Source organism: Pontimicrobium sp. IMCC45349, assembly GCF_047219225.1.
Classification (GTDB): domain Bacteria; phylum Bacteroidota; class Bacteroidia; order Flavobacteriales; family Flavobacteriaceae; genus IMCC45349.
This window is the reverse complement of the sequence record NZ_CP178208.1, coordinates 201,195-228,123: the sequence shown is the minus strand read 5'-3', so window position 1 is coordinate 228,123 and position 26,929 is coordinate 201,195. Positions and strand designations below refer to the sequence as shown.

At 34.3% G+C, this 26,929-nt stretch carries 6 protein-coding genes; 3 read left to right on the top strand and 3 right to left on the bottom strand.

The features are described 5' to 3' along the window. Window positions 1-70: 70 nt before the first annotated feature. The 3 genes from ACLII3_RS01070 to ACLII3_RS01060 form a co-directional block, all read right to left on the bottom strand. Window positions 71-7,435, bottom strand: a complete 7,365-nt coding sequence (locus ACLII3_RS01070; RefSeq protein WP_412985796.1) for a choice-of-anchor D domain-containing protein — start codon at window positions 7,433-7,435, stop codon at window positions 71-73. A 386-nt stretch (window positions 7,436-7,821) separates the two neighbouring features. Further along, on the bottom strand, window positions 7,822-8,568 hold the full coding sequence (locus tag ACLII3_RS01065; RefSeq protein WP_412985794.1) for a hypothetical protein: 747 nt from the start codon (window positions 8,566-8,568) through the stop codon (window positions 7,822-7,824). A gap of 153 nt (window positions 8,569-8,721) precedes the next feature. Further along, on the bottom strand, window positions 8,722-18,102 hold the full coding sequence (locus ACLII3_RS01060; RefSeq protein ID WP_412985792.1) for an HYR domain-containing protein: 9,381 nt from the start codon (window positions 18,100-18,102) through the stop codon (window positions 8,722-8,724). Window positions 18,103-18,771: 669 nt separating this feature from the next. On the opposite strand from ACLII3_RS01060, the gene ACLII3_RS01055 reads away from it, so the two are divergent. Genes ACLII3_RS01055 through ACLII3_RS01045 form a run of 3 tightly spaced genes read left to right on the top strand, consistent with a single transcriptional unit; the run spans window position 18,772 to window position 26,922 of the window. After that, window positions 18,772-22,233 carry a hypothetical protein gene (locus tag ACLII3_RS01055; RefSeq protein ID WP_412985790.1) on the top strand — a complete coding sequence of 1,154 codons (3,462 nt, stop codon included), beginning with the start codon at window positions 18,772-18,774 and terminating at the stop codon, window positions 22,231-22,233. Between the two features lie 7 nt (window positions 22,234-22,240). Next, entirely contained in the window at window positions 22,241-26,515 is a 4,275-nt protein-coding gene (locus tag ACLII3_RS01050) for a DUF6443 domain-containing protein (RefSeq protein WP_412985788.1), read from the top strand. Beyond that, on the top strand, window positions 26,515-26,922 hold the full coding sequence (locus ACLII3_RS01045) for a hypothetical protein (RefSeq protein ID WP_412985787.1): 408 nt from the start codon (window positions 26,515-26,517) through the stop codon (window positions 26,920-26,922). The genes ACLII3_RS01050 and ACLII3_RS01045 overlap by 1 nt, the downstream gene beginning before the upstream one ends. Window positions 26,923-26,929 lie beyond the last annotated feature (7 nt).

The following is a 26,929-nucleotide window of genomic DNA, read 5'->3' as shown; positions in this document are numbered from 1 at the left end:
TTTATTATATAAAAGCAAAAGCTCCAACGTTAGTTGGAGCTTTTAATTTTAGTGATAAATTTCCGCATAATTATTCAACTAAAACTTTCTTAGATAATGTACCATAACTTGTGTTAAGTTTAATAACATAAGTTCCAGTACTCAGATTTTTCACTTCGTATTCAAAACGACTTGAACTATCTACCTCGTCTAAAGTAATTATTGATTGTCCCAATATATTCAATAATTCAATAGACTTGATTTCTTTAAATGTTGGATTGATAACCACAATGCTCTCAATCGCATTAGAGAAATGTACATCTAGTCCACTTAATTCGTTGTCCGAAACACCAAGTGAATCTTCTGTACTAAATACAATTTCAAATCTGTCTAAGTATTCTCCTGAAGCAAGATAAACTTCATAGTTACTTGCTCTTAAGTCATGATAAATATCTAATGTATTATCACGAACATATATTTCTAAATCAGTTGGTACATTTTCTAATGCATCAATTGTAATGCTATTTATACCATCATCTGATGTTTTTATTCCAATAGGTAAAACAGTATCAGCATCTACAATATTTGTTCCTTGAATGATGTATTTACCGCCTTCAATTAACCAGAACATATCGTCTATTTGTGCTTCATTAAGTTTTCCATCATAGCCCCAATCTATACTTTCAGTGGCATTAGGATCTACTGTTACTAATAATTGTCTGTGAATAGTGTTTATAGAATTAATTCCAAACCTAAGTTTCATTCTAATATCACCTTCAGGGTCTTCACCTTCAGTTCCTTCGCTATTAGTTCTCATAAATGTTGATCCTGCGCCTCCTTCTCTTTGGAAAACACGTTGACCATTATTAAAGTTAATAGTTCCAGTTGTTTCTCCTACTACAAAGAAACCTTGATTAACAGGAATATATCTTCCTGGAGTTTTTGTAGGAGTTCCGCCAGTTGCTACATCAGGATCGTTAGTACCTTGAGATGCAGAAGGTGTTCCTCCTGATAGGTTGTATTTTGCATATCCACCTTGGTATTCTAATAATACATGTGATCCTCCTCCCCAGTGTTCCCAAAAGTATAATGTTCCAGTAATTAAAGGCGTATCTCCATCGATTAAAGGGCCATTGTCATTAATAAATTGGTGTGCATCTATAGCAGAAGCATAAGGGTTACCAACCAAATAGTCGTTACCACTGTTTAAAGGTAAAGTAATACTACCGTTATATGGTTTACCAATAAAAACATAGTTTTGATCATCTGCTATTGCTCCAGTTCCAGGACCTTTCATAGTAAATCCTTCTCCAGGTAACAATGTTCCTGTGCTACGTACATGTTGCCATGAAGCATAATTATCATCAGGATGATTGTTGAATTTCCAAACCCAGTAATCAGCTATTCCAATAGGATTAGTATTACTACCATTATAGCCAGAAGTAATGAAGTTAATGTTTTGAGTACCATCTCTCATTACATCTGGTAAAGTATAATTATTGTTGTTTGTTGTATTATTACTTACACCAACTGGAGCTGACCAGTAGTTATAAGTAAAAGTATCAGCTGTACCTTGTTGATCTCTTTCTAAAGTTCCAGCACTTGTTGGGTCTAAATCGCTATCTAAAGTTTGTACTAATTGAGATTCACCTTCTAAATCAATAGTTCCGTCTAATTTTAAGTAATGAGTTACAGTTAATCCAATACCTGTATTGATGGCAACTGGAGTTTTTTGTGTTTGACCGTTTACTTGAATATCTCCACTATTATTAAATAATGCTAATACAGAACAACTTCTAGATCTTTGGTCGGTTGCAGTTGCACTTGCTCCAAGGTAAATGTCGTTACTTGTTTGTACTATATTCCAATCAATTGGAGTTACGTTGTCTATAATTGATAATGCATTAGGTAAAGTTTGTACACTATTATTTAGCCAAGTTGCTCCTGCATCCCAAGAACCATCTGCTTGAGAAACATAAGGTAGAGGAGCAGTTTGTCTGTCTACAGTATCTAAGTTTCTTAAAGCTCCTGTATTTCCATTACCTGAAGCGTCGTTGGTATTTGTGTAGGTGTAAATAGACATAGGGTAATAGGCAGATAAATCGGCCCAATCAATTGATGAAACTTCATTTTTTGTAATTGTTTGAGGCACTATAGTTCCGTTTACAAAGTTTGAAGCATCTTCAATTTCTTGGTTCATTATGTATCTTAATTGATCTACAGTTAATGCTTTTTTCCAAACTCTAACTTCATCAATATTTCCAGCAAAGAAATCTGTAGTATTTGGGTCGTAACCATCAGCAGCTGCAATAAGGAAAGACCTAGATGTAGCTATTGGACTAGCTAATGAAGTTGCTGTAGTGTCAGCTACACCGTCAATATACAGTGTTGCTCTATCTGTTGTGTCATAAATCACCGCTACTTGATGCCATTCATTTTCTGGTATAGCAACTGAAGATGTTAATGATACTGCACCACCATTCCAAGTCATTACAAGGTGACCAGTATTATCAATTCTTAAGTCATATCCTTCAGTAAAAGCAGCATCTCTTTTAGAGATAATAGAAGCATTTGTTGTACCAGTATCTCTCTTTATCCATGCAGACATAGTAAATTCAGTAGTATTTAAATCTAAATCATCTTTATCTTCCATGTCAACATAATCTACAACACCATCAAAATAAACTGAACGAACAACTTCTACTTGTGGTGCGTATCCAAATGTGATGAACTTTGTACCATCAAAATCATACTCAGTTTCTAAGTTTCCGCTACCATCAGAAGTCATAATTCTATAATCTGCTGTAGGGTCAAAAATTCCTGTATTAGAAATGAACATTAAATAATCACCTGGAGGTGTAATGTTTCTAATAGCATTTTGTGGAATAGAAATTTTTACGCTTCCTATATCACCACCATTTTCTACTACTTTCCATACACGCTGCATTCCTGTAAATGTCACATCTGTATTAAGCGAAGGAGTTATTCCTGCACTCATATTTACAGAAATCATTGATGCAGCTAAATCTAAGTCAGCACCATTATTTCCCCATACTAAGTATTCTCTATCGTTTAATGTGTTTGTGTTGTTAGCGATGTTTAAATTGTTAGTATCGTAAATATCGGTTAACCCAATAGTTAAGATACCTTCGGTTTCACCAATACCATCCACACCATTATTAATACTTTTTGATTGCTTTTGGTTTAATTCTGAAGCATCATCACGTCCAATTCCAGCAATATCATAATTGTATCCAGAGTTATCAGACTGATCCCAAATTACTGAACCGCTTGAATCTACATAATCTTGAGAAGTTCCTTGTACTCCTAAAGTTATGCCATACTTTATAGCAAGATATGATTGAATTCTGTTTCTTGCTTGTGTTAAATCTGTGTCTACTTGACGAGATTTATATGTAATTACTTCAGCAACTCTTGCGTTTAATGTAGCTTCCCAACCTTCACTACGTCCAATCCACCAACGCGAATCTTCAGTATTCATGTATTCGGCTAAATCATTTTGATTAGTTTCAATATCGTTGGCATTGTAAAATAATTCTTGTTGTGTGTTAGCAGAGTTATTTCTTGTATTAATTATTCCAGCATTATCGTAACTAGAACCTGTTCCAATTTCTGCTACAGCATATCCATCACCAGATTCTCCTGTTGTATAAGAATCGTGAGCATAACAAATAATTTCATCAGTAACCCTTCCTGTATAATCTCCAAAGCCAATTCCTGTAGCATCTGCGGCATTTGTGTCTAAGTGAGCATCACTACAGAAAACATCCATAAACCCAAATGAGTTAGTAATAGGCGTATCATCTGGAATTAATACTATAAATACATCTTGAGTATAGTATCCATAATCACCAGTTATAAATTGAGTACTAGTATCGTCATGTCTAAAATCACCATCTAGTGTAAATGAACTATAAGTATTATCAAACTCAACTACAGGGTTAAAGTTAACATTCTTAGTTACGTTATCTCTATATGTAGGTTCTTGACCTGTTGTTTGTATTCTTGCGTCACTACCACGACCTTGATCTGCCCAAGATGAAACACTTGCCCCATCCGCAAGGCTTAACCCATCGTTTCCTTTTAACCATAACGCTAAGTCTGTAGTTACACCACCAGGGGCTACAGTAGGCTCAGATTTTGTAGTAACAGATACATAATCAATAGCCATGTCACTAGTGTCACCACTACCTACAATTCCTTGAATTCTAATTTTTACAGTTTGTCCAATGTATGCACTTAAGTCTACACTTATAGGAGTCCAAGAAGAATTAGTGTTTCCTTGAATTTCTCCAGTATATGTCCATAAGTTTGTAGGGTAAGTTGAGCCACTATCTGTACTTATATCAACATTTAAAGTTCCTGTATCTGCTCCGTACATATGTAGGAAGAATGTAAAACGAGGATTTTCAACTCCGGTTAAATCAAAACAAGGACTTTCAAAGTTTGCAGTATTTGTATTATTAGAATTAGCTTCTGTAAACATATAATAAGATCCTTCGTGAGCTATAGTTGGACCAGTAGAGCTTGTAGGAGTTGTTCCTGTTTGCCATGTCCAATCAAAATTATCACCAGTGTCTTGATTCCACATTCCTACTCCAGATTCAAAATCTTCTGTATATGGAAAAACTGTTACGTAACCACCACAGGCATCAACACCGTTACCTTGTATGTTGAAGTTGTATGGGTTTTCATCACTATCGTCATTAGCTATAGATACTGAAGCTGTTCTTAATCCAAGTGCACTTGGGTTAAAAGTTATATTAAATGTAGTACTACCACCAGCTACAATAGGCGTAGAAGGGTTAGCTGTTAATGTAAAATCACCTGCATGTGCTCCTGAAATTACTACATATGGAGAAGGATCGGTTAAATTAAGGTCATTTGTTCCTCCTAAGTTTTGAATAGTAAATGTATGTGTAGATGTTCCACTAGTAACATCTTGGTTTCCGAAATCTGTGTCGTCTAGAGCAGAAGGTGTAGTATCACCATCAACAATTTCGGTACCATTACCATTAACCACCATTTCTTGGAATGGAGAGGCTGCGGCAATAATAATAGAGTAATCCTCAATTTCACCATCATATCCTGTTTCACAACTATCTGTTGGATCTGTATTATATTTTGTTGCAACTCTCATTCTAGTAGTTCCTAGAGTAGCACCACCAGGTACTGTTATAGAAAAAGGAGAAGAAGCAGTAGCTGCATCACTTAGTCCAGTATCATCACCTAAATCGTATGTTTCTCCTGCGTCATCAAAATCATAATCTTGGTTCCAATCTATCCAAACAAATGTATCTGCTCTATATGAACCATCTGTATCAATATTTACTGTTAAATTGTAATCTGATCCTTGAGTTACAGTTGTAGAAATACCTGTGAAATCTTCATAACCATTATCTTTAGGAGAGCCGTCTGCATTATCTATTGTGTTAAACTGTACTCTTGTGATTCCAGTATTATATGAAGTTGTTCCGGTTACACTACAGTAACTAGGAACTGTTCCTGTGCCTTGTATGTCAAAATTATAAGGGTTCTCATCACTATCTCCATTAACTATACTTACTGAAGCGGTTCTTGTACCTGCAGCACTTGGATCAAAAGTAATATCGAAAGTAGTACTTCCAGATGCGCCTACAGAAGCTGATGGAGTTGCAGTTACTGTGAAATCACTAGCATGCGCTCCAGAAATTGTAATTGTACCAATAGTTAAGGTTCCTGTTCCTGTGTTTTGAATTGTAAATGTGTTTACATTAGTTCCACTTGGTACACTAACACTTCCAAAGTTTGTATCGTCTGAAACATCTGGTGTAGTATCACCATCAACAATTGAAACAGCATTTCCTTGTATGTTTATTTCGTGAGTTGTTCCTGTACCTTGTATGTCGAAATTATATGGTGCTTCATCAGAGTCATCATTAGCAATACTAACTGAAGCAGTTCTTAAACCAGTTCCACTTGGGTCAAAAGTGATTTCAAAAGTTGTACTGCCAGAAGTTGCAACTGAAGCAGCAGGCGTAGATGTAACTGTAAAATCAGCAGCATTAGTACCACTTATAGTAACTGTACCAACTGTTAAGGCAGAAGTTCCGGTATTTTGTATTGTAAATATGTTAGCGTTAGTTCCACTTGTAATATCTAAACTTCCAAAATCTGTATCATCAGTAGCTGAAGGTGTTGTATCTCCATCAGCAATAGAGTTTGAATTACCAACTAAGTTTATTTCTGGTCCTGAAGCTGTAGTTGTTAAACCGCTAAGATCAACAATTTGAATTTCATGAGAAAAAGTGTTACCACTTCTGTGTGCCCAATGTGCAGCTTCAGTTGAAGAGTTAAAATAGTAATTTCTCCAACCTCTACCATAAGCTATACCTGAGCCGCTAGAACTAGATGAGCCAACAATTAGAGCTTCAGTTGTGTTTGATAATCCTGCACTTGTTATATTAATTGTAGTTTCATTAGCTGCGCTACTTGAATTTTGATATCTTGTTACGTTAAGATTAGAATTTGTTAATACATGTACAAATTGTCTGTTAGTACCGCTAGAATCATGGTTTGGATCAAAAGTCCAATCAACTGTTTGATTATTAGAACCAGGATCCATAGCTGGCCAGTTATCAGCAATGGCATCATTAGTACCACTAGCAGTATTATCACCTCTATGATGACTAAATATTATTGCTTCAGACCATGCACTTACGTCTGTGGCTGTCCCTGTTCCATCAGCTCCATTTCTTAAGGTGATTGACCCAGTATCTGCAGAAACATTTCCCGAGTCTCCATGTAAAACTGTCCAATTACTACCAGTAAATTCTACCAGAGTTATATATACTGTAACGTTATTTCCATTAGAGCCTTTTTCAATTCTCATAGTTGTTGCATTCTCTAAGTAAGCAACAGCTGTTCCAGAATCAGCATCATCAGCTGTGGCATTATTCATAATACCAGTAATAAATGGAATACAATCTGCTGCGTTTGAAACACCAGAGATTGCTTGTGTAACACTATTAGTTGTACCGTTAAGAGGTATAGCATATCTTCCTCTAACAATCATTTCATTTGCTCCAGCAGCTGGACCTACATATTCCCATACTGAAGTTTCAAATCTCATATTATTACTAGAAGAACCACTTTCTCTATAGTATTCTAGACTGGTACCAGCAACATTCAATTTTCTTGCACCTGCTAAATCATCTCCTTCAGCATTTCCTGTAGATGAGGCTGAACCAGCATGTACTTTTCTGTTATTGTTAGCGATAGCTACAGCGTTATTGGCATTTACTGCTGTAGGTAATGCTATAGTTGTACCTGAATTACCAACATCAGCACGAATATGCTGAACATTAAAATCTGGTGTTTGTGAATAAATAAGTGTTGTAAAAAGTAATCCAATAGCAAGGATACTTGACCTGAAAAAAATTGCGGAATTTTTCATAATAGGTTAATTTTAAATTTAGGGACTAATTGATTGTTTTTCAATTATGAAGCAAATATATATTCAAACTCCATGAAATGCAAAAAAAATCGATGAAATACACTTTTGATTTGTATATTGTTGTTTTTTAGGTGGTTACATTGTTGATTTGAAGTGTTTTTTAGTAGCTTTTAACCTACAAAAAATATGTATTTGTAAGTTCCTTTGTTAGATTTTATGTTTTTTTAAATTACATAAAGTCTAATTATTTGATTAGTTGTTATTTGGTGTGTAAGTGAATTGTAAGAATTTAATATGAGTTTTATTAATGAAATAAAACCAATTAATGTGTTCTTTTAGGAATGTGAATCTTATTTTGAGCTCTTCTTGAGGTCAAAAATTATGATTTAATGTATTATCAATACTTTTCTAGTTTGACCATAGTCAGTATTAATGTGAATGATTACACTTTTGCTGTTAATAGTGTTACTAGGGATTCTAATTTTATTTGAAGTATTTAAATTTTCACTAAGTAATTCCTTACCTAGCAAATCAAATAGCTTTATATTATTAATAAGATAATTATTGTTGGAATTAATTATTATTTCTCTTGAACTTTTGATGTATTTAATAATTAAATCTAATTCTTGTACATTATTTAATCCAAGGTTTTCGTTTGGATTATAAAAAGTTAAGTAAAATCTATCTAGATAATTTCCATTATTTAAAGTAGTAGAATAGTCTTGATTGTTTATTTGTGTATAAGAATCTAGGATGGCATCATAGATAAACAAATTTATTGGATTGTTGAAATTTTCAATACTGAGTAAAGAAATATTTATTGAGCCAGAGTTCTGTAAAAATATACCTAAAGGGTATTGTTTAGTATTATCAAAAGCACCTACACCTTGAATGACATATCTATTATCTTCAATAATCCAATTTAAATCATCAGGGAAATTATCTACACAAGGTCCATCATATCCATAGTCAACACCATCAGTAGCTGTATTATCATCAGTAAATCCTAACAGAAGTTGTCTAACATACCCATTTGGAGTTTCGCAATTAATACGTACTGTTTGCATTTGAGGGTAACAAGTACCATAAAATACTAGAAATAGTACTAATAATCTGTAAGCTTTTGCAGCCATTTTTTTAGGTTTTTTAGATTGATAGTTAATTAGTTAGCAATTGCTAATATAATCTAAAAAGTTAATCAATCTATGAAACGACTAAAAAATACGATGAAATACAGTTTTTTAAAAGTTAATATATAAGTATTATCTTACTTATTTTAAGGATAACTAATATTTAATAATTATTTTTTTACTTAAAACACCTGTGTTGGTAATAATTTTAACTACATATGTGCCCTCGGAAATAGATTTAATAGGTAATCTAATTTCGGGATTATATTCGTTATTGAAATCCCAAGAGATTATATTTTGTCCTAGAATATTAACCAAAACAACTTCTTTTATTATATTAATTGGTGATTTAATATATATATCGTTAGATTGATTTAAGTAGTTAATAAATATGTTATTGTTATCTAGTTCTGGGTTAGACAATGTGTCTTCAGTATTAAAAGTTAGATAGAATCTATCAATATAATTTTGAGCACCTAAATTAATGTTAAAACTAGTTGTATTGATTGCTGAGTAAGTATTTAGTAAACTATCATAAATATATATGTCAATTTCAGAATCAAAGTTTTCTATACTTTTTAAAGAAATCTCTACATTACCTTGATTACTTAAGAATATACCTAGAGGAAATTGCTGATCTACATTAAAATTACCTACACCTTGAATTGTATATTTTTCATTGTTAATCATAAACGTGACATCGTTTGCAAAATTATCTAGGTTAATAGCATCATAACCATAGTCAACATCATTTGTAGCTATGTTATTAGTAAATCCTAGTAGTAAAGATCTTATAGCACCTTGTGTTGTTTTACATTCAAGTCTAATTCTTTTAATTGAGTTATCTTCATTGTTATTGTTTCTATTAGAATTGTATAAATTTTGGTTATTAGACCTAATAAATGTAGAGTTAGGTGAAGTTTCTCTTATAAATGTTCTTTGACTATTATTAAAAGTAACATTACCTCCAGAATTACTTGAACCTACATAAAAACCTTGGGCAACTGGAATATATCTACCAGGAGTTTTTGTTGGACTTCCATTTTGACTCACATCTGGATGAGATACTGCAGGATTACCTCCTAATAGATTTAATGCAGCGTAACCGCCTTCATACTCCTCTAGAATATGAGTGTTATTAGAAGTATAATGCTCCCAGAAATAAAGTGTTCCACTAATACTATTAGCACCTGAAGGACCATTTTCAATAATAAACTGATTGGCATCAATTGCAGAAGGGTAAGGGTTGCCTACTAAAGCTTCATTCCCAGCAGTAATAGGATTGGTAATGGTTCCGTTGTTTGGTTTTCCAACGAAAGTATAATTTTGATCATCTGTTATTGGATGTCCAACTCCACTACCTTTCATTGTAAAACTTAATCCAACTGGCAGTGCACCATTTTGGCCAATGTATTGCCAATCGGCATAAGAACCAGCTAAAAAGTTTTGGTAAGCAAAAATCCAATAATTACTCAATGTAATAGGAGAGGTGCTACCAGTTGCATTGTAAGCACCTGTCCAATGAATATTTATCGGGTTGTTAGTATCACTACCATCTTTCAATATATTGTTAACACTATAGTCGTTGTTGTTTGAGTTTGTATTTATAGCACTAACAGGAGAACTCCAATAGTTGTAATTATATAAATTAGTTGTGCCTTGTTGGTCTCTTTCTAGTTTACCTGAGCTTGTAGTGTCTAGAATACTATTTTCATCTTGGATAAGTTGTGACTCTCCTATTAAATCAATATTTCCATCAAGCTTTAAATAATGAGTTATTCGCAAGCTTTGACCATTATTTGTTTCGTCTTGAGTAGTTAATGGATCAGATATTGTAAGCTCTTTGTTTGCTGTATCGGAAATTAGGCCTAATACAGTAATATCTTTATCTCCTGAGTTAATATTGTGAGATACTCTTGCAATATTCCAATCTATGGAAGTTGTACCATCAATTCCTATGCTATTTGGTGGATCCCATACGTTATGATGAGTCCATGTGTTATCTGTACTCCAGTTTTGTCCATCAATAACAGAAGTATATGGAAGAGGTGCTGTTTCTTGTTGAGCTGAGTATATGTTTCTTAATAATCCTCTAGTGTTTCCAGCAATTGGTGTAAGTGCACCACAATTAATATCCATTCTATAGTAACCGTCCAAATCATTCCAATCTAATCCTGAGACTTCTAATGGAACAGTTGCGCCAATTACATTACCTCCATTATTATTAATTTCCTGATTCATCATTTGTTGGATTTGTTGTTGTGATAATGTGGTGTTCCAAATACGAACTTCATCTAACCAACCATTAAACCTATTTGTAGTAGTGTTGTTTTGATTCATCGCTCCAAGTAAACAATTAAAGGTATTGTTGGCGGGAGCTGCTCCATTAGAATTTTTTATTAAAACACCATCTACATATAAATTGTATGTATTATTACTATAAGTAATAGCTATATGGTACCACCTGCTTGAACTTAATGTATAAGGGGAAGAATTAATAGTTCCACTTCCATTCCAATTAAAAGATAAGATATTATTATTAAGCCTTAAATCATATCCTGTTGTTAAATTATTTGTGTCTCTTTTAGATATTAAAGTTTGTGTTCCAGTAATACTTTCAGGTTTAACCCAAAGTTCAATACTAAAGTTTGTATTTAAGTTATAATTGTTTTTAAAATCAACAAAATCATTTATACCATCAAAATCTATACTTTGACAACCTTCTAAAGTAACTTCTACGGTACTGCTGCATCCAGCAACTGTCCATGATAATGTATAAGTACCTTCATCTCCAGTAAATGTAGAGGCTGGATCTCCAATATCTGAAAACGTATATGAGCCATTACAAGTTGTTGGAGATGAAACTACAGCCCAAATACCAGCTTCACCAGTTCCTGGATAAGTTCCAGTTATGTAATTGTTATCATATGCTCCATTAGCTATGTTTTGAGCAGCAGTAAGTGTATTGTCGTATGCATTTAATGTTACAGTATCTTGACCACACTCTCCAATAACAGGAGTAATATTTTTTCCTGCATAAGCTAAACTAGAATTAACGGTTATAAATTCAGTACCTTCGTCACCATCAGCTCTACAGCCATTAATTAAGGATGTTACTCCAAATGTTTGAATTCCAGGAGTTACTGGTGTGATTGTTGTGCTAGCTCCAGTAGTAACTACTGTTCCATTTGCATCTGTCCATTCAATAACTTCGTCTACAGGTGCGTCAGGAATTCTAATGTTTTCTAAAGCCCAAACACTACCATTATTAGCATTTAATGTGAATTTTATTCTTAGTCCTACTAAACCAATATAATTTTGAAGATCTATTAAAACAGGATTGTCTACATAAGTTGAAGGTACATTATCACAACTATTTCCAGACATGTTTTGAATGATAAAACCTGAGTCGCTAGGACCAGTATAATTATATGAATTTCCAGGGTCTAGTGTTATAGGATAGCTTGCTCCTCCATCTAATGATAATTCAATTTTACACCAATCACCTGAATTTAAGTTATAAGCTTGCTCAAACTCTAAGGTAGCTGTAGATAATCCTAAAGTATTAAATACTGGAGTTTCAAATGTAGTCACTCTATCGTAAGCTATAGCAAATTTACCATCGTTAGTGTCATAGCAATTTCCTCCAAAGTTTTTCGGACCATTGGTTCCTCTCCATATTGTTGGATTAGTATTGTTACCATTTGCTGAATAAGATGCATTACCGTCAACTAACCATCCTAAGTTATTTAAGTTTGCCGTATTAAATTCACCTCCTGTTTCCAGAGCTGGATTTATTCCAAATGAACTTTGCGCTTCAACAGTAATACTGTTTCCTAGACAAGAATCAAACTCATCAGGACCAATAATAGTTGGAGGAACATCAGGTGGTATAACAGCTACATACATTATAGACGATCTAGCTTCACAAGCACCTATTTGTATTACAGCTCTTATTAATGTAGTTTGCACTATATCAGCATAATAATATGTATCAGTTGTATTAACAATTGTAGACCAGTTTAAGCCGCCATCTAGTGAAGATTCCCATCTTACTATAGAGCCACTATATCCTGTTAGGTTAAATGTAGCGTTTTGTGGTTCATCTGGGCAAGCAGTTACTTCTACAAGTGTATCTGCATCTGCAATGGTTTCTGTATTGTTTAGATAGCCAGTTATTGTACCTCCACTTATATTTGGACTAGTAACTGTAACTGTTGATGTACAAATATCTGTATTTCCATTGTTGTCAGTTACAGTAAACACAATAACATTTGCTCCAATATCAGTACAGTCAAATGTGGATTGTGATATTGATAAATTTATATTCCCACAATTATCAGATGAACCATTGTCTATTTGTGATGCTGTTATCGTTGCTGTACCGTTTGTATCATTTAATTGTATGGTTAAATCTTGGCATACAGCTACAGGGTCTGTAGTGTCATTAATTAATACGTTTTGAATAGCAGTAGTAATATTTCCGTTTCCATCATTAAATGACCAAGTAATAGCATATGCACCTTGATTAGAATATGATGTAGGATCTGTTGTTGTTCCTGTTATAGTACCAGCACAATTATCTGTTATTGTTGGTGCACTTAAGTTGGCACTACATTCAGCTGTTATAAGAGGAAGTGATGGAGTTGTTGGCGGTGTTTGATCTTGCAGATCGACATCAAAGTTACAGTTAACAGTATTTCCATTACCATCATCCGCAGTTAGTGTTACCGTAATTATTTGTTCCCCATTATAAGAAGTTCCAGGAGCAGGCGACTGTGTAACAGAGACGCTACAATTATCAGTAGCCACACCAGTAGTATAGTCAGGAAGCGTAGCATTACAACTAGCATCTAGCGCAATGATTTGATTGCTAGGACAGGTTATGGTTGGCGGTGTTTGATCTTGTAAATCAACATCAAAGTTACAGTTAACAGAATTTCCATTACCATCATCCGCAGTTAGTGTTACCGTAATTATTTGTTCCCCATTATAAGAAGTTCCAGGAGCAGGCGACTGTGTAACAGAGACGCTACAATTATCAGTAGCCACACCAGTAGTATAGTCAGGAAGCGTAGCATTACAACTAGCATCTAGCGCAATGATTTGATTGCTAGGACAGGTTATGGTTGGCGGTGTTTGATCTTGTAAATCAACATCAAAGTTACAGTTAACAGAATTTCCATTACCATCATCCGCAGTTAGTGTTACCGTAATTATTTGTTCCCCATTATAAGAAGTTCCAGGAGCAGGCGACTGTGTAACAGAGACGCTACAATTATCAGTAGCCACACCAGTAGTATAGTCAGGAAGCGTAGCATTACAACTAGCATCTAGCGCAATGATTTGATTGCTAGGACAGGTTATGGTTGGCGGCGTTTGATCTTGCAGATCGACATCAAAGTTACAGTTAACAGAATTTCCATTACCATCATCCGCAGTTAGTGTTACCGTAATGATTTGTTCCCCATTATAAGAAGTTCCAGGAGCAGGCGACTGTGTAACAGAGACGCTACAATTATCAGTAGCCACACCAGCAGTATAGTCAGGTAATGTAGCATTACAACTAGTATCTAGCGCAATGATTTGATTGCTAGGACAGGTTATGGTTGGCGGTGTTTGATCTTGCAGATCGACATCAAAGTTACAGTTAACAGTATTTCCATTACCATCATCCGCAGTTAGTGTTACCGTAATGATTTGTTCCCCATTATAAGAAGTTCCAGGAGCAGGTGATTGTGTAACAGAGACATTACAGTTATCAGTAGCCACACCAGCAGTATAGTCAGGTAATGTAGCATTACAACTAGTATCTAGCGCAATGATTTGATTGCTAGGACACGTTATGGCTGGCGGTGTTTGATCTTGCAGATCGACATCAAAGTTACAGTTAACAGTATTTCCATTACCATCATCCGCAGTTAGTGTTACCGTAATTATTTGTTCCCCATTATAAGAAGTTCCAGGAGCAGGCGACTGTGTAACAGAGACGCTACAATTATCAGTAGCCACACCAGTAGTATAGTCAGGAAGCGTAGCATTACAACTAGCATCTAGCGCAATGATTTGATTGCTAGGACAGGTTATGGTTGGCGGCGTTTGATCTTGCAGATCGACATCAAAGTTACAGTTAACAGAATTTCCATTACCATCATCCGCAGTTAGTGTTACCGTAATGATTTGTTCCCCATTATAGGAAGTTCCAGGAGCAGGTGATTGTGTAACAGAGACATTACAGTTATCAGCAGCCACACCAGTAGTATAGTCAGGAAGCGTAGCATTACAACTAGCATCTAGCGCAATGATTTGATTGCTAGGACAGGTTATGGTTGGCGGTGTTTGATCTTGTAAATCAACATCAAAGTTACAGTTAACAGAATTTCCATTACCATCATCCGCAGTTAGTGTTACCGTAATTATTTGTTCCCCATTATAAGAAGTTCCAGGAGCAGGCGACTGTGTAACAGAGACGCTACAATTATCAGTAGCCACACCAGTAGTATAGTCAGGAAGCGTAGCATTACAACTAGCATCTAGCGCAATGATTTGATTGCTAGGACAGGTTATGGTTGGCGGTGTTTGATCTTGTAAATCAACATCAAAGTTACAGTTAACAGAATTTCCATTACCATCATCCGCAGTTAGTGTTACCGTAATGATTTGTTCCCCATTATAGGAAGTTCCAGGAGCAGGTGATTGTGTAACAGAGACATTACAGTTATCAGCAGCCACACCAGTAGTATAGTCAGGAAGCGTAGCATTACAACTAGCATCTAGCGCAATGATTTGATTGCTAGGACAGGTTATGGTTGGCGGTGTTTGATCTTGTAAATCAACATCAAAGTTACAGTTAACAGAATTTCCATTACCATCATCCGCAGTTAGTGTTACCGTAATGATTTGTTCCCCATTATAAGAAGTTCCAGGAGCAGGCGACTGTGTAACAGAGACGCTACAATTATCAGTAGCCACACCAGCAGTATAGTCAGGTAATGTAGCATTACAACTAGTATCTAGCGCAATGATTTGATTGCTAGGACAGGTTATGGTTGGCGGTGTTTGATCTTGCAGATCGACATCAAAGTTACAGTTAACAGTATTTCCATTACCATCATCCGCAGTTAGTGTTACCGTAATGATTTGTTCCCCATTATAAGAAGTTCCAGGAGCAGGTGATTGTGTAACAGAGACATTACAGTTATCAGTAGCCACACCAGCAGTATAGTCAGGTAATGTAGCATTACAACTAGTATCTAGCGCAATGATTTGATTGCTAGGACACGTTATGGCTGGCGGTGTTTGATCTTGCAGATCGACATCAAAGTTACAGTTAACAGTATTTCCATTACCATCATCCGCAGTTAGTGTTACCGTAATTATTTGTTCCCCATTATAAGAAGTTCCAGGAGCAGGCGACTGTGTAACAGAGACGCTACAATTATCAGTAGCCACACCAGTAGTATAGTCAGGAAGCGTAGCATTACAACTAGCATCTAGCGCAATGATTTGATTGCTAGGACACGTTATGGTTGGCGGCGTTTGATCTTGCAGATCGACATCAAAGTTACAGTTAACAGAATTTCCATTACCATCATCCGCAGTTAGTGTTACCGTAATGATTTGTTCCCCATTATAGGAAGTTCCAGGAGCAGGTGATTGTGTAACAGAGACATTACAGTTATCAGCAGCCACACCAGTAGTATAGTCAGGAAGCGTAGCATTACAACTAGCATCTAGCGCAATGATTTGATTGCTAGGACAGGTTATGGTTGGCGGTGTTTGATCTTGTAAATCAACATCAAAGTTACAGTTAACAGTATTTCCATTACCATCATCCGCAGTTAGTGTTACCGTAATTATTTGTTCCCCATTATAAGAAGTTCCAGGAGCAGGCGACTGTGTAACAGAGACGCTACAATTATCAGTAGCCACACCAGTAGTATAGTCAGGAAGCGTAGCATTACAACTAGCATCTAGCGCAATGATTTGATTGCTAGGACACGTTATGGTTGGCGGCGTTTGATCTTGCAGATCGACATCAAAGTTACAGTTAACAGAATTTCCATTACCATCATCCGCAGTTAGTGTTACCGTAATGATTTGTTCCCCATTATAGGAAGTTCCAGGAGCAGGTGATTGTGTAACAGAGACATTACAGTTATCAGCAGCCACACCAGTAGTATAGTCAGGAAGCGTAGCATTACAACTAGCATCTAGCGCAATGATTTGATTGCTAGGACAGGTTATGGTTGGCGGTGTTTGATCTTGTAAATCAACATCAAAGTTACAGTTAACAGAATTTCCATTACCATCATCCGCAGTTAGTGTTACCGTAATTATTTGTTCCCCATTATAAGAAGTTCCAGGAGCAGGCGACTGTGTAACAGAGACGCTACAATTATCAGTAGCCACACCAGTAGTATAGTCAGGAAGCGTAGCATTACAACTAGCATCTAGCGCAATGATTTGATTGCTAGGACAGGTTATGGTTGGCGGTGTTTGATCTTGTAAATCAACATCAAAGTTACAGTTAACAGAATTTCCATTACCATCATCCGCAGTTAGTGTTACCGTAATGATTTGTTCCCCATTATAGGAAGTTCCAGGAGCAGGTGATTGTGTAACAGAGACATTACAGTTATCAGCAGCCACACCAGTAGTATAGTCAGGTAATGTAGCATTACAACTAGCATCTAGCGCAATGATTTGATTGCTAGGACAGGTTATGGTTGGCGGCGTTTGATCTTGCAGATCGACATCAAAGTTACAGTTAACAGAATTTCCATTACCATCATCCGCAGTTAGTGTTACCGTAATGATTTGTTCCCCATTATAGGAAGTTCCAGGAGCAGGTGATTGTGTAACAGAGACATTACAGTTATCAGCAGCCACACCAGTAGTATAGTCAGGAAGCGTAGCATTACAACTAGCATCTAGCGCAATGATTTGATTGCTAGGACAGGTTATGGTTGGCGGCGTTTGATCTTGCAGATCGACATCAAAGTTACAGTTAACAGAATTTCCATTACCATCATCCGCAGTTAGTGTTACCGTAATGATTTGTTCCCCATTATAAGAAGTTCCAGGAGCAGGCGACTGTGTAACAGAGACGCTACAATTATCAGCAGCCACACCAGTAGTATAGTCAGGAAGCGTAGCATTACAACTAGCATCTAGCGCAATGATTTGATTGCTAGGACACGTTATGGTTGGCGGTGTTTGATCTGTTGGAATAACGGTGAAATTACAAGAAGCTGTTAATCCAGCAGTGTCAGTAACTGTTAATGTAATTTGAGTATTAGTTGTAATTATAGTTCCTGCTGGAGGTAATTGTGTAATTGATGCTACAGCACAATTATCACTTGATGTAGCTAATCCTGTAAAATCAATTATAATATATTCACAATTATTGTCTAAACTTACATTTTGATTACTGGGACACGTAATACTAGGAGGCGTAAGATCAGGTGAGCATTGTCCAGTTGATTTATAAATAACTGAAACAAGAAAAATTAATATTAAGTAATATTTTTTCATTGTTTACGGGTTTTAGATTTGGGAATTATATAAGCTGTTAAGGCTTAATAGATTTAAGCTTTTTTATATGTAATTAGCTGTAAATCAAAGAGGGAGGGTGTAAAATTACTGCTAGAAGACTTAATAGAGCAATTTTATCGATAAATTGCTAAAATCTTCTTTAAACTTTGTAAATCAATGGTTTAAGTTGTTTTTTTGTGCAAAAATGTTTTGGAAAAAATATAAGAGATAGTTTTCTAAATTTGGATTTGAATTGTGTCAATAAAAAAAGCTAGATACAAATTGTATCTAGCTTTTACTTTGTAGCGAGACCGAGATTTGAACTCGGGACCTCTGGGTTATGAACTCAAGTTAAAAAGTTTTATAAACCATTTTATTGGGCTCAACAGCCATATATTTTAAAAATCGTATGCAGAATTGTATGCAAAACGTATGCAGAATTAGTTTTCTGATTATTAAAATTTAGTATGATAAAAATAATTATTTTTTTATAATCATGTATGTCGACTAGTTATCTTATTGAAAACTATTATTTAAAAATGTAAAAGCATTATTAAAAATAACCTTTTTAAGTATAGATTGTAAGGTTAATCATTACTGTTGAAGTGTAGGTTTTGAATAATTTACAGGTATAAAATATTAGATAAAAATAATAATAATACCTAAATTATGAAAAAAGTGTTTTTTTTAATAGCTATATGGATTTCATGTAGTGTTAGTGCTCAAATGTCAGGAACAAATAATGTTGAGTTGCCTGAAATTATTCCTCCATCTCCAACAGTTGCTAATTTGATGCAATTTGAGGAAGTGCCAGTAAGTCAATATACTGGGCAGCCTAATATTTCAATTCCACTTTACAGTAAATCAATTAGTGGTGATTTAGGAATTAATATTGCTTTAAGTTATAATACACAAGGCATTAAAATTGATAACAGATCAGGTTGGGTAGGAACTGGTTGGAGTTTAGAGGCAGGAGGTGTTGTTTCTCGAACAGTAAGAGGATTGCCAGATGAAAAAATGAAAGGAGCTCCAAATCCTTCTAAGGGTACTGGAGTTTTTCATAATAATGACTTTTGGAATTATGAAAATACTACAAATATTGATGATAAAGCTGAATTTTTATGGAACGCAGCTGGGAATAATCACGATTTGTATGATTATCAGTTAGATTTATTTCAGTTTAACGTTTTAGGATTAACAGGACGTTTTGTGATTGTAAAAGATGTCTTGTCTAATACTTTAATAACTAGGTTGTTAACTAAGGATTTAAATGTTGATATAGAAATAGATTATGATTTATCAACATTTGAATTAAAGGGATTTGTAATTACAGACGTTAAGGGAAATAAATACTACTTTGATGTTATTGAGGAATTAATGACTGAACCTTTTATTGCTGTTGAAAAGTTAAATGGTACTCAAGAATATCAAGGAATGGGTCAACAGTATTTAACAAGGAATGCTTGGTTTTTGTCAAAGGTAGAAAGTAGTAATTCAAAAGAACTGGTAAGTTTTGAATATCAAGATTTATATGAATCATTTCAAGTTTCTGTTTCAAGAACATTAAATGAATTTATCGATAGACCTACATTTTGGAATGATATGATTCAGAATCCATATAATTTAACAGTATTACCTTTAAAAGAAAGTATAGCTTATAATACTACTTATGGAGTTACAAAAAAGCTGAAAAAAATAAATTTCAGAGATTCAACAAGTATTGATTTTAATTTAGGTGTAAGCCACCCAGAAACAGGAGGATTAAGTTTAGGAGGAGTTGTTGTTAAAAATAATAATGTAGTAAAGAAGAGTTATTCACTATCATATGAAAGTGATAATCGATTGTGGTTGGTAGGATTAACGGAGTTGGCTGGTGGTTTATCTAACTCATATGAGATTTTTTATACTGATAAGGAAGGGTTACCTTCATTTGGTTCTCCTAGTGATAATTGGGGATATAATAGTAGTGGAGAACCTATAATATCTTCTTCTACATGTAATAGAACACCATTTGATAAGGAAGCTATTAAAAAAGGATTGATTAAAAAGATTGTTTACCCAACTGGCGGTGTAAAAGAGTTTGAGTTTGAACATCATGAAATAACATATCAGAGCCAAACTACTAATGTGCTTCCTGGACAAAATAATGTAGCTGTTAAGTTAAGTGACGATGAATACAGAGCACTAAATCCAGATAATTGGGTTTCAGGTGGAGGAGTTTCTTTTTCATTTGATAGCACTTTTGATAATAGCGCAAGCAATCCTAATTTAATACCTGAACAAATTTTTATTGAACAAGAACAAGAGATTATTTTTAAAAGAAGTAGTTATGTTATTGATCATGGAAACTGTATAAATAATGACCAAAATGTTCTTTTTAATGCACTTATACAAATTAAGGGAACTGATTTCTCAAATAATAGTTATGAAAACAATATTCAATTAGATAAACAAGAAGTACGTTTTACTATTCCTGAAGGAAATTATGAGATTCGTTTTATAATGATGGATGATTGTGCGCATATGGACTTAGATATTTGTTTTAATATTAAAACCTTTATAAGTCCTGTTAATAAGTTTGTTTACGGTGGAGGTGTTCGTATTAAAGAAATCATTTTTAAAGATGACGATTTACCTGAAACTTTACCTTCTAGAAAGATTTCATACGATTATTCTGATATAGAAGATGATTATTGCTCATCAGGAGCCATAGATGGAGATATAAAAGGGTTGCATAAAGAATATACTAAAACTTTAAAGGAGTTTTTATTCGAGACTGAAGAAGTATGCTATGGAGAGTATTTGTCGGTACAAAGTCTCGATTATAAAGTGTACACAAAAGGATTGAATGTTGAACTAACAAAAGGACAATATGTTGGTTATAAAACTGTAAAGGTATCAGAGGATAATAATGGATATACGAGGTATTTCTTCACTTCAGCTCAAGATTATGCAAGTCAAGCTGATGTTTTTGATTATCCTTATCAACCTGCTCCAAATATTGATTTTAAAAGAGGATTATTGTTGAAAGAACAAGTTTTTTTAGAAAATAATTCACCTTCTTTACCAGGGGCGGAACCAAAAGGAAAATTACGTGAAACGATTAATACGTATAGTTTTTTAGAAGAAAATATAGCTCCTACATATAGATTGTATGATGTTTTATGTGAATGGAAAAGGTTTTATCAAGGGTCATATAGTACTTTTTTAAATAAAACTCCTGGAAATAGATTGAAACAATGTGTTAGTCTTATTGATTGTGATGCTGACTGTATTTTTTATTATGAAAATTGTGGTGGTCAAGCTTATTATTTTTTAGAGGATAATATAACATCTGGTTGGGCAAAATTAGTTTCTACAAAAACTACAGACTATTTTTATGATGAGGATGATAATCAGTTTAGTACAGAGGTTGATAAAACCTTTACTTATAATGATGATAACTTTCAAATAAAGGAGCAAGATATAGATTATATCGAAAAGGGAGTTACTAATACTTATAAGACCAAATATTATTATCCTGTTGATGTTAGTTTACCAAGTGGTTATAGTTCTTCAATGGTATCAAGGTTAAATGCATTAAATAAGATTAATGAAGTTTTAGCCACCGAACAATTTAAAAATGGAGAACTTATAGCTACTGCACATACTCAATATTTCGAACCAGAGACCGATTTGGTATTACCAAACGAAGTGATTGTTTCTAAAGGTAATGAGCAATTAGAAACCCGAATAGAATATCACAAGTACGATAGTTATGGAAATCCGTTAGAGGTAAGTAAAGCAGATGGAACACATATAAGTTATATCTGGGGTTATAATAATACAGTTCCAGTAGCCAAAGTAGTAAATGCTACCTATGCAGATATTGAAGGTGTATTAGGAGTAGGTTTTGATTTAGCAAATAATGAATTATCACCAACACAATCATCAAATCTTCGCACACAATTATCCAATGCTCAAGTAACGACCTTTACTTACGAGCCATTGGTAGGCGTAACCAGTGTTACGGATCCTAAGGGTTATGTTATGTATTATGAGTATGATGCCTTTGGCAGGTTGGAATATGTCAAGGATAAGGATAATAACATATTGAGTAAGAACGAGTATAACTACAGACCACAAAACTAAGATGACCATGAGAAAAAGTATAAGCACATTAGCAATATTATTAATGTCATCGTTAGTGATGGCACAAACAGCAACCACGACAGAGAACTATGTAAAGACGACTGTTTATCAAGTAAAGACTACAGATGGAGAGCATAAAGCAGGTACTACTACTGATTTAGTGGATGACGATAAGATAGAGAGTATTACGTATTATGATGGTTTAGGCAGACCAATTCAGAGCATAGCCAAACAAGCAGGAGGGAACAGGCAAGATATTATTACACCAATGATTTATGATGCATTAGGCAGACAACCATTAAGTTATTTACCATATGCTAATGCGTCTCAAAGTACATCAGGATCTTTATCTTTTAATGATCCGCCCCAATTACTTACAGATTTAGAAGCCTATTATGTAGGGAAGTTTCCAGAAGATCAATTAACATTAACGAGTATCAATGCCTATTCAGAGCAATCTTTTGAAGCATCTCCACTAAACCGTGTGTTAGAACAAGGCGCACCAGGAGCCGATTGGAAGTTAGATGCAAATTCAGATACAGACCATACTATAAAGTTTGATTATCAAACTAATGTTACAGGCGAAGTAGATTTATATCGAGTGATATTTCCAACAGGAAATACCGAGCAACCACAATTGTTTTATGATGGTAATTATGCAGCTAATGAGCTTTATAAAACCATTACCAAGGATGAGAACTGGCAACCTACAGGCTCTACACAATTTGATAAACTACATACAACGGAAGAGTTTAAGGATAAGCAAGGCCGTGTAATTTTAAAGCGTACCTATAACGAAAGTTTTGGGGCTGTAATAGAACATGACACCTATTATGTCTATGACGATTATGGAAACTTAACTTATGTGTTATCACCTTTAGGGACAGACCGTATTTTGAGTTCTACTACTTATAAAAAATCTTTTGTACAAATATTAGATTGTTCTGTATTGGTACCAAAAGATAGAGAGGGAAGTCCAGTAACTACATGTATAAAAGGTATTGAAGTAGATTTAGACCATATTAATGAGGAGCTTACCATCAACTTTAATAATATTACTTTTGGAGCCTCTATAGGGTTAGAGACAGGACCTATTGCCCAATTAAATGGGAATATTCCAGATATGATGATTGGGACGTTTTCAGGAATGGGTTATAGTTATACGGTTTCAATTTTAAATGGTTATTTATATTTATCAGGATCTGGAGCTGTTTCTATGTCAGGCATAAATCAGAGTTTTACTGTGTCTTTACCATCGTATACAGTAGTAACATCAGAGTTAGATGATTTATGTTACCAGTATCATTACGATAAGCGTAATCGATTAATTGAGAAGAAAATACCACAAAAAGATTGGGAATATATTGTTTATGATAAGTTAGACCGTCCAGTCTTAACCCAAGACGCTTTATTACGAGTAGATAATGATTGGTTATTTACAAAGTACGATGCTTTTGGGCGTGTGGTTTATACAGGTAGATTTTTAAATCAAAAAGATGAGACAAGACTAGAACTGTCACAGATATTAAACTCAGAAACAAATTTAAATGAAACGTCTACAGGAACGATTCATTATATATCAGGAACACAAATATTTTACGATAATCAAGCCTATCCACGTTCAGATGTAGAGGTGTTGAGTATTAATTATTATGATGGTTATAACAGTCACTTAAGCACAGCGATACCAGATCCAGGTGTAACGATATATAGTGACCAAATAAGTTATGATATTAAAACCTTACCAACAGGTAGTAAGGTAAAAGTATTAGGTACTAATAATTGGATTACTAGTGTTACGTATTACGACGATAAAGGACAAGCTATATATGTAGGCTCTAAAAATGATGAGTTAGCTACTACCGATATTATAGTAAGTGACTTTGACTTTACAGGAAAAGTATTAGAGACTACGAGTACACATAGTAAAACAGGTAATGCAGTTATAGAGATTACCGATGCGTTTACATATGACCATGCAGGACGTATGCTTACCCAAACACAAACCATTACAGGAGACACGCCAGAGACTATTGTTAATAACACTTATGATGAATTAGGGCAATTGGAAAGTAAAGGAGTAGGAGGTATCGCAGCATCTCCATTACAAACGGTGGACTATACATATAATATTAGAGGTTGGTTAAAGCAGATTAATGATGTAGAACAATTAGGTAACGATTTATTTAGTTTTAAGCTCAACTATAACACAAAAGATGTTACCAATTCGCCAAGTAACTATATAGCGTTATACAATGGAAATATAAGTGAGACGATATGGAAAACAGTAAATGATCAGACTAATGGTGTAGAGGCAAGAGGTTATGCTTATAGATACGATAATTTAAACCGTATATTAAATGCAGATTATGGCGTAAGAAATGCAGGTCTTTATAATTTGAGTTCAGGATTTGATTTATTGGGGATGAAATATGATAAGAATGGTAATATATTAACATTGAGTCGAGTAGGTAATGGTGTGGAGATTGATAAGTTAGCTTATACATACAATGGTAATCAGTTAGATAAAGTCACAGATAACACAACAGGATGGGCAAATGAAGGCTTTAATGATGGTAATACATCAGGTAATGATTATGCTTATGATGCTAATGGTAATATGATTGAGGATAAAAACAAGGGCATTACAAGTATTACCTATAACCATTTAAATTTACCAAGTACAGTTACCTTTGCTAATGGAAGTATTTCGTATATTTACGATGCCTCAGGAGTAAAACTAAAAAAGACTGTGAACGACAACGGAACCTTAACCACTACTAAATATGCAGGAAACTTCATTTATGAGGAGGATGGAACAGGTGAGAATTTAAGATTTTTCAGTCATCCAGAAGGTTATGTAGAACCAGATGGACAGGGAGGTTATGATTATGCTTACCAGTACAAAGACCATTTAGGAAACATTAGATTGGCATTTAAAGATACTAATGGCGATTATCAGTCTATATTAGAGAGTACATTTGATGAGCATCACAATGGTTGGACATTTGCAGGTAACCAAACACATGGAAGTGTAGAGTTAGATAATGGCAGATTAAAGGTCAATGTACAAAATCAATGGAATGGAACAAGATTTGAGGTAGGTGATGATTTTGCACCAGGAGATGAAGTAACTATAAGTTTAGATGTAGACACAGGAGATACACCATTAGTACGCGTGTTTTTACAAGAATTGGATGCTAATGGAAATCATCTTAATTGGTATGTTATAAATAATGATTTATCAACAGGAACATATACACATACGCATACTATAGTGGCAGGCCCAAGATTAAGGTTAAAGTTTGATAAGTCTAATATTAATCAAGGACTACAAACCCATTTTTATGTAGATAATGTATTTATTGAAAAAGGAGGCTTAGAAATCTTAGAAGAAAACAACTACTATCCTTTTGGTTTAAAACATAAAGGGTATAATAATGTTGTTAATGGAACAGACCATCCGTATGGCTTTGGTGGTAAAGAAGAAAATGATGAGTTAGGACTTGGTTGGATGGATTTTGGAGCAAGAAACTATCAAGCTGATTTAGGTAGATGGATGAATATTGATAATTTATCAGAAAAGTATTATTCGCATAGTCCATACAACTACACAATGAATAACCCTACATATTTTATTGACCCTGATGGGCAAGAAGTAATTATTCATTTTGATAAGAAACGTAACAAATTATATATTTATGATAAGGATAAATGGGATACTTCATTGGATTCTAAAGTGGTTACTGCAGATAACTATAAATTCTCTTTTGAAGAAGGAGAAGAAAAATACAATCAAATATTAGTGATTAATGACGTGTTTTCTGGAGGACAAGCAGATTCTGACGGCGATATTTCTTACGGTCAAACTGATGCACAAAAAGAAATCCCAAATGGGGAGTTTGATGTAACAGACAATGAAGCAAGCTCATACGCACCTGACTGGTATAGACTTGACCCAAAAGATAACAAGCCTCATAATGACCGCTATGATAATGAAAATGAAAAAAACAGCGATGGTGAATTAAGGGATGGGTTTAGATTGCATTTAGGAAGTACGAGTCACGGTTGTGTTACTCTATGTAGCAGAGGAACTGATGAAGAGCAAAAACAAAAGAAAAATGAATGGAATGTTTTAAATAAAATTATAAAAACTACAAAAACAAGGACTGTTAATGATAAAAGAGGAAGGCAAGGTTTGAATCCTTTTTCAAGATTGACAATATATGGAACAATGACAGTCTCTGGGCAAAACCCTAAACCTAAAAAGAAATCTAATTAATGAAAAAAATAAATTTATTTATAATACTTTTTTTGATGATAAGCTTTTCTTGTAAAAGACATAGCGATTGTCAAGGAATTACGGTTTCTGAACTATTAGATATCAATACCAATAATTATTGCGATTTAATTGAAAAATCATTAGCAAAAAATAAAGATGCCTTAAAAGAAATAAGTTTGCTTTCTATTTATGATTCAGCCAGTTACGAACACGGTACTGTTTTGGTTCAGATTATAGAAAAAGTAGGAGAAGATTTTTATGTTAAATCTTTAGGAGTATTAACAAGTAAGGAAAAAAATAAGATTAAGTCCTATTTAGATGTAGGTTTGGAGTATGGAGGAGCTAAATATAAAGACAAAGCTTTGAAAAAGTTTTTTCCAAAAGTAGAAGCTTATTTAGTTCCATAAAATTACA

What these genes read in the sequence shown, in the direction of transcription:
- ACLII3_RS01070 (WP_412985796.1), bottom strand. Translation starts at nt 7,435, where the DNA reads ATGAAAAATTCCGCAATTTTTTTCAGGTCAAGTATCCTTGCTATTGGA.
- ACLII3_RS01065 (WP_412985794.1), bottom strand. Translation starts at nt 8,568, where the DNA reads ATGGCTGCAAAAGCTTACAGATTATTAGTACTATTTCTAGTATTTTAT.
- ACLII3_RS01060 (WP_412985792.1), bottom strand. Translation starts at nt 18,102, where the DNA reads ATGAAAAAATATTACTTAATATTAATTTTTCTTGTTTCAGTTATTTAT.
- ACLII3_RS01055 (WP_412985790.1), top strand. Translation starts at nt 18,772, where the DNA reads ATGAAAAAAGTGTTTTTTTTAATAGCTATATGGATTTCATGTAGTGTT.
- ACLII3_RS01050 (WP_412985788.1), top strand. Translation starts at nt 22,241, where the DNA reads ATGAGAAAAAGTATAAGCACATTAGCAATATTATTAATGTCATCGTTA.
- ACLII3_RS01045 (WP_412985787.1), top strand. Translation starts at nt 26,515, where the DNA reads ATGAAAAAAATAAATTTATTTATAATACTTTTTTTGATGATAAGCTTT.